The organism is Butyricicoccus sp. (genome assembly GCF_050872565.1).
In the GTDB taxonomy this organism is placed as follows: Bacteria; Bacillota; Clostridia; order Oscillospirales; family Butyricicoccaceae; genus Butyricicoccus_A.
This window is the reverse complement of the sequence record NZ_JBNMHC010000033.1, coordinates 1-11,459: the sequence shown is the minus strand read 5'-3', so window position 1 is coordinate 11,459 and position 11,459 is coordinate 1. Positions and strand designations below refer to the sequence as shown.

The 11,459-nt window shown below is 52.7% G+C and carries 10 protein-coding genes; all 10 read left to right on the top strand.

Annotation, left to right across the window (positions count from 1 at the left end):
• A partial coding sequence (locus ACR0P9_RS02805) for a 3-hydroxyacyl-CoA dehydrogenase family protein (RefSeq protein WP_432617329.1) occupies positions 1-661 on the top strand: 661 nt, incomplete at its 5' end.
• 144 nt (positions 662-805) lie between these two features.
• Complete coding sequence (locus tag ACR0P9_RS02800) at positions 806-1,291, top strand: CinA family protein (RefSeq protein ID WP_432617328.1); 486 nt, start codon at positions 806-808, stop codon at positions 1,289-1,291.
• 202 nt (positions 1,292-1,493) lie between these two features.
• Complete coding sequence (gene glgB / locus ACR0P9_RS02795) at positions 1,494-3,362, top strand: 1,4-alpha-glucan branching protein GlgB (protein WP_432617327.1); 1,869 nt, start codon at positions 1,494-1,496, stop codon at positions 3,360-3,362.
• Positions 3,363-3,531: 169 nt separating this feature from the next.
• A complete protein-coding gene (locus ACR0P9_RS02790; protein ID WP_432617326.1) occupies positions 3,532-4,740 on the top strand; it encodes a glucose-1-phosphate adenylyltransferase in 1,209 nt (402 codons plus the stop codon).
• A 14-nt stretch (positions 4,741-4,754) separates the two neighbouring features.
• Complete coding sequence (gene glgD, locus ACR0P9_RS02785; RefSeq protein ID WP_432617325.1) at positions 4,755-5,885, top strand: glucose-1-phosphate adenylyltransferase subunit GlgD; 1,131 nt, start codon at positions 4,755-4,757, stop codon at positions 5,883-5,885.
• A gap of 127 nt (positions 5,886-6,012) precedes the next feature.
• Positions 6,013-7,440 (top strand): glycogen synthase GlgA, encoded by a 1,428-nt coding sequence (gene glgA / locus ACR0P9_RS02780; protein WP_432617324.1) that lies wholly within the window; start codon positions 6,013-6,015, stop codon positions 7,438-7,440.
• Positions 7,441-7,661: 221 nt separating this feature from the next.
• On the top strand, positions 7,662-9,017 hold the full coding sequence (locus ACR0P9_RS02775) for an S-layer homology domain-containing protein (protein ID WP_432617323.1): 1,356 nt from the start codon (positions 7,662-7,664) through the stop codon (positions 9,015-9,017).
• A 209-nt stretch (positions 9,018-9,226) separates the two neighbouring features.
• Positions 9,227-9,763, top strand: coding sequence for an NUDIX hydrolase (locus tag ACR0P9_RS02770; RefSeq protein WP_432617322.1), 537 nt, complete (start codon positions 9,227-9,229; stop codon positions 9,761-9,763).
• An 18-nt stretch (positions 9,764-9,781) separates the two neighbouring features.
• Positions 9,782-10,777, top strand: coding sequence for a hypothetical protein (locus tag ACR0P9_RS02765; RefSeq protein ID WP_432617321.1), 996 nt, complete (start codon positions 9,782-9,784; stop codon positions 10,775-10,777).
• On the top strand, positions 10,774-11,459 hold a 686-nt coding region (locus ACR0P9_RS02760), incomplete at its 3' end, for a hypothetical protein (protein WP_432617320.1). The genes ACR0P9_RS02765 and ACR0P9_RS02760, both read left to right, overlap by 4 nt.

The following is an 11,459-nucleotide window of genomic DNA, read 5'->3' as shown; positions in this document are numbered from 1 at the left end:
CAACGGATGTAAAGAGGCTGACCTGATTGTCGAGTCCGCTATCGAGAACCTGCAGGCAAAGGAAAAGCTGCTGAAGGAAATCGAGGAAATCGCAAAGCCGGATGCACTGATTGCTTCCAATACATCGTCCCTGTCCATCACGGAGATCAGCGGTGAGCTGACTCGCCCGATCATCGGTATGCACTTCTTCAACCCGGCTGCTGTCATGAAGCTGGTCGAAGTAATTCCCGGCATGACCACTACCCGCGACATGGTAGATAAGGTCAAGAAGATTGCCGAGGACATCGGCAAGGTGCCGGTAGAAGTTATCGAGGGTCCGGGCTTCGTAGTAAACCGCCTGCTGATTCCGCTGATTAACGATGCCATTCAGATCTTTGAAGAGGGTCTGGCTTCTGTCGAAGGCATTGACACCGCAATGAAGCTGGGCGCAAACCATCCGATGGGTCCTCTTGCGCTGGGTGACCTGATTGGTCTGGATGTTTGCTTGGCAATCATGGAAGTTATGTACCATGAGACCCTTGACCCGAAGTATCGTCCGGCTCGTCTGCTCAAGAAGATGGTTCGTGCGAAGCATCTGGGTCAGAAGTCTGGCAAGGGCTTCTACGAGTACAACGAACTGGGCCGCATCATTCCGGGTTCTGCTCTGTCCTCTATCGGATAATTTGTCGAATATACAGGCGCATGTGGAAATTTTTCCACATGCGCCTTTTTTCGCGCTGTTCCGATTCTTGCGGATTGAAAAAAAATATGCTATCATGAAAATATTGGGAGAACCAGTAAGAAGAAACCGGAAGGGAGCGATAGCATGACGCAGCCAGAGTTGGAACAGCACGCAGCGAAGGCGTTGACGGAACGTGGACTGACGTTGTCTGTAGCAGAAAGCTGCACAGGCGGCTTGCTGTCCAAGCGAATCACAGATGTCGCAGGTGCTTCAAAATTCTATAAAGGCGGTGCCTGCACCTACTGCAATGAAATCAAGCATAAGATTCTCGGTGTACGCACGGAGACCTTGGAGCGGTATACGGCCGTGTCACAGCAGACGGCGGCAGAAATGGCGCAGGGCATCGCGCGTGTCTATGAGACAGATCTCGGCATCGGGATTACCGGCTATGCAGGACCGGACGGCGGTGAGGATGGCACACCGGTGGGAACCATTTACATCGGTCTGTTCTGTCAGGGACAGACGCAGGTGCACAAAATTGTCTCTCCGCACGGACGAGAGCAGGCGCGGCAGGATGCTGCCGATGAAGCCCTGCGTATGATTTTGTGTGCCATTCCAGACAAAGACTGAACATAGAAGAAGAAAACTGGAAAATCTCTGTAAAAATCAACATTTTTTCTGGACTTGTTTTTACAAATGTTGTATAATATTCCTACAAACGAGAAGGGAACCTCTTTGTTTGCGCGGAACGAGAAAATCGACGGCAAAGGAGACGGCCTTTTTCGTGCATTCGCATGTGTAATTGATGATTCTGAGAAGGGAGATGGCGCCAATGGAAATCCAAGAAAAACAGGATATGGCGAGCCGTCTACAGGCATTCCACAACGGAACGGAACACCGCGCTTGGGAGTGGATGGGCGCACATCGCGTCGTGAAAGATGGACAAGAAGGCGTGCAGTTTTGCCTTTGGGCACCACATGCCGCGGATGTCTCTGTGATTCACGAGAAAAACGGATGGCTGCGCGAACTTTCACCGATGACCCGCATGGCGGAGGATTCGGCGTTTTGGACTTGCTTCCTGCCGGACATCGAACGCTACGATTGCTACAAATACAGCATTCGGACAAACGATGGTCAGGTTTTTGATAAATCGGATCCATTTGCCTTCTATGCAGAAGTGCGCCCGGCCAATGCATCGCGCTACTATCCCCTGAATGGATATGTGTGGAACGATGCCGATTGGATGAAGCGCAGAACCCTCGCACCGGAACCGGTCAATATCTATGAGGTACATCTCGGTTCCTGGCAGACCAAAGAGGACTGTTCCTTTTTCAATTATCGCGTCATTGCGGATCGGCTTGTTCCGTATCTGCGCGAAATGGGTTATACCCATTTGGAATTGTTGCCGCTGATGGAACACCCGTATGACGGCTCGTGGGGCTATCAGCCGCTCGGCTTTTTCGCCGCGACCAGCCGATACGGTGCACCGCATGATCTGATGTATCTGATTGATCGGTGTCATCAGGCGAACATCGGCGTCATTCTGGATTGGACAGCCGCAGGCTTTCCGACCGATGCACACGGTCTGTTTATGTTTGATGGACAGCCATGTTATGAAGCCTGTGAGTCTGACCCGAAAGACATGGTGTATGGCGTGCAGAAGTTTGACCTCGGACGCGGTGAAGTACAGTCGTTCCTGCTGTCGTCTGCGATGTTCTGGATTACACAGTTTCATGCGGACGGTCTGCGCGTCAGCTCGGTACAACCGATGCTGTATCTGGACTACCAGCGCACAGATGGCGAATGGAAGGCCAATCAGTTCGGAGAAAACTGGAATGCAGACGGTGCGCGGTTTTTGCGCACGTTATGTGATACCGTGCGGGAGCAGGAGCCGACAGTGCGCATGATTGCGAGCAGTACAGGACGCTGGTCCTCTGTCACCAAGCCGACCGCGCTCGGCGGATTGGGCTTTACCGCCATGTGGCGGGATACATGGGTGCAGGAAGCACTGGCGCATTTGGAACACGCCGATGATCCGGAGGCACTGGCAGATTGGTTGTCATTGTCTTTGCTCAACAGCACGGGAGAACGGTTTGTGCTGCCGTTGTCGCACGACGCGGTATCGCACGGTGCAGGCTCGCTTTTGGCGCGAATGCCGGGAGAATATCATGAGAAGTTTGCCCCGCTGCGCTTGCTGTACGGCTTTGTCATGATGCATCCGGGCGAAAAGCTGCTGTTTATGGGCTGCGAATTTGCGCAGTACACAGAATGGGCGTGCCATCACGCGCTGGACTGGCAGGATTTGGACTGCGAGGCCAACCGGCAGATGCAGACCTATGTACAGGCACTCAACCGATTTTATCGCGATAATCCGGTGCTTTGGACGGGCGACAGCACCGAACAAATCGTATGGGTGGATCGCGGAACCAATCATGCGGGACTGCTTGCGCTGGAGCGCAGAAGTCCGGACGGCGAGCGGCTGCTTGCCGTGATGAATCTAACCGCACACAAGTTGTCCGGCTGCCGATTGACGCTGCGTGACTCCGAGGAATGGTGTGAGACCTTCTGCTCGGACGCCATTGCCTATGGCGGCGCGGGAGAAGCGGGTACGGTGACGTGCAGACCGCAGGAGGACGGCACATGCCGTCTGACGATGCAGATGCCGCCGTTTTGTATTCGTTTCTTTGAACAAAAGAAATAACAGATAAAAAACAAGGAAAAATAAGCCAACAAACATTGCCGCAAGGCAGTTTTTGATAGAGTGGGAATTTATTATGCAGAGGATCGCAAGATCTTCTGAGACAGATCTGTGGGCGAGAAGATTCGCCTGTGGAGAGAAGTCAAAATCTAACAAAGATTGGAGCAGAAAAATGGTAAGGAAGAAAGAATGTGTCGCAATGCTGCTGGCCGGCGGCCGCGGAAGCAGACTGTATGTACTGACGACAAAGGTTGCAAAGCCAGCGGTTCCGTTTGGCGGAAAATACCGCATCATTGACTTCCCGCTGTCCAACTGTGTGAACTCCGGTATTGATACCGTTGGTGTTCTGACACAGTATGAGCCGCACGAACTCAATGTATACTTAGCAAACGGTCAGACATGGGATCTCGACCGCCTGTACGGCGGTGTCTCTGTCCTGTCTCCGTATGAGAACGGCAAGGGCTCTGAGTGGTACAAGGGTACAGCAAACGCAATTTATCAGAACATCGGCTTTATTGACGAGTACAATCCGGAATATGTGCTGATTCTGTCCGGTGACCACATCTACAAGATGGACTACGACAAGATGCTCGACCAGCACAAGGAAAAGAACGCTGCTGCGACCATCGCTGTCCTCAATGTTACGCTGGAAGAGGCAAAGCGTTTCGGTATCATGAACTGTAATCCGGACGGCTCGATCTATGAGTTCGAGGAGAAGCCGGCACAGCCGAAGAGCACCCTCGCTTCGATGGGTATTTACATCTTTACTTGGTCCAAGCTGCGCAAGTATCTGATTGATGATGAGAACGACCCGAATTCTTCCAACGACTTCGGCAAGAATATCATTCCGGCAATGCTGGCAAACGGCGAGAACCTTCAGACCTATCAGTTCGACGGCTACTGGAAGGACGTAGGAACCATCGAGTCCCTGTGGGAAGCAAACATGGATCTGCTGTCCCCGAACTCCGGCTTGGATCTGGAAGACGACGACTGGCGCATCTATGGCCGCACCACCGCCGCACCACCGCACTTTACCGGCAAACATGCTACGGTAAAGCACTCTCTGGTATCCGAGGGCTGCGAGATCGAAGGCAATGTCACCAATTCTGTCCTGTTCCCGAATGTTACGGTTGATTCCGATGCAACGATCGAGTATTCGATTCTGATGCCGGGTGCTGTCGTAGACAAGGGCGCTGTGGTACAGTATGCAATTGTCGCAGAGGGCGCGCACATCTGTGCAGGCGCAAAGATCGGCAACACACCAGCTGAGGCAGGAGACAACTGGGGCGTCGCAGTTGTAGGACCGGACGTCACTGTCGGCAAGAATGCCGTTGTAGCGGCAAAGGAAATGCCGGATAAGGACATTCCGGACGCAGAGTAAGGGGAAGAACAAGAATGAAAAATACACTGGGAATTATCATTGGATTTGATAGCAATAATGACCTGCGCGAGCTGTCTGAGCACCGACCGGTAGCGTCGGTGCCGTTCGGCGGACGCTATCGCGTGATTGACTTTATGATGTCCAATCTCGTGAACTCCGGCTGTTATCAGGTAGCCGTTCTGATGCGCGATAAGTATCAGTCGCTGCTTGACCATCTCGGCTCCGGTAAGGATTGGGATCTGTCCCGTAAGCGCGGCGGCATGTTCCTGCTCCCGCCGAACGCCTTCGCACCGAAGTCCTCTCCGCTGGTAACAGAGAACTATCACACCTCTCTGGAAGCTCTCGGCTCCATCAGCGACATGCTCAACAAGAACAAGAGCGAGCACGTGCTGATCTGCAGCGCAGACATCGTGGCAAACATCCCGCTGGATGAGGTCATGAAGGAACACAAGAAGTCGGAAGCAGATGTCACCATCGTCTGCACCAAGAATGCAGAGGGCGGCGCATTTGATATGTTCCTCAACCTGTCTCCGCGTCATGAGGTAGAGGACATCCGCAACGGCGACAACATGGGCGGCAAGTGCAAGTACAAGAGCATGGGCATTTACATCATGAAGCGCAAGTATCTGCTCAAGCTGCTGTCTGACTGCGTGACCCATAACCTGCGTTCGTTCGATCGCGATGCTATGCAGCACGTATTCGGCCGCAACGATAAGATCCACGGCTATGTCTTTGACAAGTATTCCGCAAAGATCGAGAACGTCAAGGGATACTTTACTGCATCTATGGATATGCTGGATAAGGACATCCGCGATCAGGTATTCCTGCAGAATCGCCCGATTCTGACCAAGATCTATGACGAAGCACCGACCTATTACGGCGAGAATGCAGAGGTCAATGACAGCTTGATTGCTGACGGCTCCCGCATTGAGGGCAAGGTTGAGAACTCGATTGTCTTCCGCGGATGCACCATCGCCAAGGACGCTGTCATCAAGGACAGCATCGTGCTGCCGAACAGCACCATTGATCAGGGTGTAGAGCTGTCGTATGTTGTTACCGATAAGGGCGTTACCGTGCGCGAGAACCGCAAGATGATGGGCAGCGCAACCTATCCGGTAGCTATCGCAAAGAACACCACAGTATAAGCGAAAATCATACAGAGATAGAATCTCGGATGCGGATGGAAAAAACGAATCATTGCTCCGGGACCAGCCGGGGGAACGGATGGTATCGTTCTCCCGGTTCTCTTTTTTAATTTGGAGGATACGAAAAATGAAGATATTATACGCTGCAAGCGAGGTAGCACCGTTTATTAAGACCGGCGGTCTGGGCGATGTGGCAGGCTCTCTGCCGAAGGCACTGGCAGCAAAGGGACATGAGGTCGCTGTTGTCTGCCCGCTGTACTGCCAGATCAAGCCGGAGTGGCGCGACAAGATGTATTATCTGCGCAATCTGTACGTACAGGTGGCATGGCGCAGCCAGTACTGCGGCATCTTTGTGTACGAAGCAGACGGCGTAAAGTACTATTTCTTGGATAATGAGTATTATTTCGCGCGCAACAGCGTATACGGCGAATATGACGATGCAGAGCGATTTGCGTTCTTCTCCCGCGCGGTACTGGATATGCTGCCGGCGATTGATTTTCATCCGGACGTCATCAACTGCAATGACTGGCAGACCGCACTGATTCCGGTATATTACGGACTGGATTACAACTGCCGTCCGTGGTACGGCGGCATCAAGACCGTCTTCACGATTCACAACATTCAGTTCCAGGGTCAGTATGGCCGCGAGGTTCTGGATTACGTGCTGGGCATTGACGATCATCACTTCCAGAACGGCTTTATGCAGCAGGACGGCGACGTCAATATGATGAAGGCTGCTATTGTCTGCTCCGACCGCGTCACGACAGTATCGCAGACCTATGCACAGGAAATTCAGACGGATTTCTATGGCTTCCGTTTGGACTCGATTCTGCGCTGGAATCAGGGCAAGGTCAGTGGCATTGTCAACGGCATTGATGTCGATGCCTTCAATCCGGAGACCGATCCACACCTGTTTAAGAACTACAGCATCAATACGCTGGATGACAAGAAGGTCAACCGCGCAGAGCTGCTCAAGATGTGCGATCTGAGCGCATCGGACGAGACCATGGTCATCGGCATGGTCGGCAGACTGACCAGCCAGAAGGGTCTGGATCTGGTACAGTGCGTGCTCAACGACATTCTGGAGAAGGATGTGCGCATGATTGTGCTCGGCACCGGCGATTACGACTATGAGCAGATGTTCATGCACGCCAAGTGGGAGCATCCGGACAAGATTTCGACCAATATCATGTTCTCGGCAGATCTGGCAAACAAGATTTACGCAGGCTGCGATCTGTTCCTGATGCCGTCGCTGTTTGAGCCGTGCGGTCTGGCACAGATGATTGCGATGCGTTACGGCACTCTGCCGCTCGTGCGCGAGACCGGCGGACTCAAGGACACCGTACAGCCGTACAACCAGTTTACCGGCGAGGGCACCGGCTTCTCGTTTGCCAATTACAATGCGCATGAAATGCTGCATGTCATTGAAGAGGCTGCGGAACTGTTCCGCCATAACCAGCAGGCATGGCGTCAGCTTCAGATCAACGCGATGAGCCGCGACTTCAGCTGGGATCGCTCCGCACAGGCATACATTGACCTGTACCAGAGCATCTAAGAGGAAAATAGAACAAGCAAAGAGAGAGTGCAGGCAAAATGGTACTCTCTCTTTGTGATACACGCTTTAAGATATGCAAATATCTATTTAGACAAAAAACATGTCGTTTTTTTTTATAAAATAATAAAATAAACTTCCTTTTTGGTAAAAGATATGGTATACTACTTTTTGCAAATGCTACAGAATGTGGCAAAACCTATATGTCGAAAGGGGACATACTTATGAGCGTAAAAAAGAGAGCAGCGAGTGCAATTCTCGCACTGGGAATGCTGGCGTCGACGGCACCGGCATTTGCGGCAGACAGCACCGAAAATTTCGGGGGTCTGACAGCACAAAACAGCGTTGTCGTTTCTAAGAGCGTAGCGGCACAGGGTCATTCGTATATCGAATTGGGCGCGTCTGTCAAGGGACAGAGCGTCGTTTCCGGTCAGACCATGAATGCTGCTGTATTGCTGTATCTGCATGAGAGCAGCAATCAGAACGGTGAGCGCGTGATTTTCAACATCGCGAAGGGCGGAAAGAACGTATACAGTGAGGCGATTCCGTACAGTGATTTTGAGGAAGATGCAGGTCTGTATATTATGGACTGGGAGCTGGATACTTCGGATAAAGAGCTGAAGATGACCTCGACCGGTACATATACGCTGGAGTTTTATACCCAGTATTGGTCTAACGGCGGCTGGAAGACCGCACAGGAGACCATCAGCAGAGAGAACGTTACCGTAGTCAAGAAGGCTGTTGGTCTGAATAGCATTTCTCTGGCAGATGAGAACGGCAGAACAGTTTCCAGCGTTACCATCGAGAAGAGCGATGAGGCAGTGGGCGAGTATGCCATTCAGTTCAACCCGCAGAACACAACCGTAAACCGTGAAGCAACGGTCATCAGCGCAAACAACGATATTGTCGAGGCGGCAGACTTTGCAGGCACTGTCGCTGTCTATCCGACCGGCTACGGCAAGACCACCGTTACCGTAAAGGTTAACGGCAAGTCGACAACCCTCAATGTATTCGTACCGAACCCGAACTCCAACAATGTTGTGGATCTGTTCTCGGATGTCAATACCGGCGATTGGTTCGTACAGTACGTGCAGTATGCACATGATAAGAAGCTCATGAATGGTGTCGGAAACTATCGCTTTGCACCGAATGAGAACCTGACCCGTGCACAGATTGCACAGATTCTGTATGCACAGGCTGGCAGCCCGGAAGTTTCCGGCGAGATGACATTTAAGGATGTCACTTCGGATAAGTGGTATTACAAGGCTGTACTGTGGGCAAGCCAGAACGGCATCACCGGCGGCTATGAGGACGGCACCTTCCGCCCGAACAGCAACATCACCCGTGAGCAGCTGGCTCGTATGCTGTATGCACATGCTGGCACACCGGCAGTTTCCGGTGATCTGAACGGCTTTGCAGACAGCGCTGCGGTTTCCGGCTGGGCAAAGGATTCTGTGATCTGGGCAACCAGCAGCCACATCATCAACGGCGTGCGTATGAACAACGCCCTGTACATTAGCCCGAAGGGCAATGCAACCCGCGCAGAGGCTGCAACCATGATGAAGAACTATCTGGGTTAATCCCCAAAAAAGATATTTGGCAGGACTCGGTCGTGTACCGAGTCCTGCTTTTGTTGTTTCCATACATTTACACAGAAAAAACATACGAATTGGGGATAAAATCTCTCGCCAGTCGTTTGACAAAGCGGAGTATTACTTTTATACTGGAAAATGAGTTAACATCGGCAAAAACACAGCCATGGAGCTGTGTCGCAGAAGGAGTTTTTGGGATGGACTTAACAGAAAAACGAGTAAACAGCAAATATATTTTTCATGGAAAAATCATGACGGTTCGTGTGGATGATGCGCTGCTGCCGAACGGCGAGCCGTGCATCCGCGAAGTATGCGAGCATCCGGGCGGCGTTGGCGTGCTGGCTATCGATGAAAATCGCATCGTCACATTGGTGCGCCAGTATCGGTATCCCTATGCGGAGACCACATTGGAGATTCCGGCGGGAAAACTGGATCGCGGACCGGAGAACACAGAGGAGGCAGGCCGCCGCGAGTTGTCCGAGGAGACCGGCTTGACCGCGGGACAGATGATCTCTCTGGGAGAAATTTGGCCGTCTCCGGGATTTATGGATGAGCGATTGCACTTGTACTGTGCCAAGGATTTGGCACAGGGCGAATGCCATCCGGATGACGATGAATTTGTAGAAATTGTGCGTATGCCGTTTGAAGAGCTGTGCCAGCGCATTGCATCGGGAGAGATTCACGATGCCAAGACCGTGGCAGCCGTGGGCAAAGCACTCATTATGGGTCTGTAAGACAGGAGAATACCATTCATGCGAAAAACATTGCAGAAAAAACTGACGGGAAGTATGTTGGTCGCCGTGGCGGCAGCACTGGTGATTGTGTCTGTCTGCCTGCTGTTCGGTATGGCGCGTTATGCCAGCACGCAGTTTGAGACAGAAGTGTCTCAGGTGCTCACGACGGATTTGCTGTCAGAAATGAACGAAAATGCGACGGGCAGCGCAGATAGTGCTGCCGCTGAGACGGAAAAGGTGCTCACGGCATATGCCGGACAGCTTCGCTTGGGCTCCGGCAGAAGCTATTCGATTTGGGACGCTGCGACGGGAGACCGTCTGGCAGGTGACGAAAACGCCGTGATGACGGACAATATCGTCACAGCGATGAGCGGCACTGTGGGAAATGCAAGCTCACTGCTGCCGACCAAAATGGATATTGCTGTTCCTGTGACTGGTGAGAGTGCCCTGATTCTGGATATTCAAGATGACGGAAGCGGAATGCGCGCGATGATGGCGCGTCTGGCTGTCTTGCTGCTGGCGGGACTGGTGCTCAGCCTGCTTGCTGCCGCTGGCATCAGCTGGGTTCTGGCAAAATCTTTTTCGGATTCCGCTGCCCAGACCGCAGAGGAGCTGCGCGAGCAAAACAATCAGGCACTCAAGCCGAACGGCGATTGGGAGGCAATGGCTGCTGCCCTGCACGCACCGGAGAAAAAGGGCAAGAAGGGCAGAGACCGCACGGCACTCAATATCCTGCTGCCGTTTTTGCAGGAAGGCTATGTGCTGTTTCAGGCGGATGGCAAGGTGCTCGAAATCAATGTCATGGCAGAGCAGCTGCTTGGCGTGACGATGAAGACGGGAGAACCACTGTTTTTTGATACGGTCTTCCACGATGTGCCGATGCCGACGACAGAGCAGCGCTTGATTCGCGGCAAGCTGCATCAAAATGACCATACATTGGACATCACGTTTGCGGCACTGGAGCCGGGACTGTTTGCGGCAATCGTGCTGTCTTCGGACAGGAGGGCGCAATGAGCCAACGACAATTGCCGAATAGACGGATTCGCCGAGCAATCGCGCGTTGGTTTGCTCGACACAAAGAGATGTGGCGCAATGGTATTTTGGTTGTCTTGGTGGCAGCGATACCGGTACAGGGTGTGCTGCTGTGGCGGCAGGTTTTGCCGCAGCATACCCTGTCTCTGCCGCAGTGGCTGACCGCATCCGATCAGACCGAGACCGACGCGGCTGCCGGTACAATGCCGATTCGCTTTGCTTCGCGCAGCAAAAACGGCGTGTACGGCGTAGAATATAGTACAGACGGCGTCAAGCAGGCATATGAGCAGACCGCGGATGCTTGGGCACAGGCACTGACGCACGCGGAAAAACCGCATCCGACGAACATGGAAACCTATAGTCAGGCTCTCAAGCAGCAGCTGCTTATGATGCAGTATGATGGGCAGGTTCCGGCGGCTATGATTGCCAGTTGGCTGGGATGCACGAATACAGAAAACTTGACGGATTGTGCGCTGGGAACCATGGTTCTGTGCAAAGACAAGGAAGGCTATACGCTGTACTTCCGCGACAGCAGCAGCGGCGTCATCAAATGCGCAGAGACTTCTGTGCAGGATGAAGATTTTCAGCTGTCTGTCGAGCAGTTCGACCCGAACGGATGCAGCTTGGCGGTAGACGAAAAAACCGCTGTCATTTCGCCGGATGT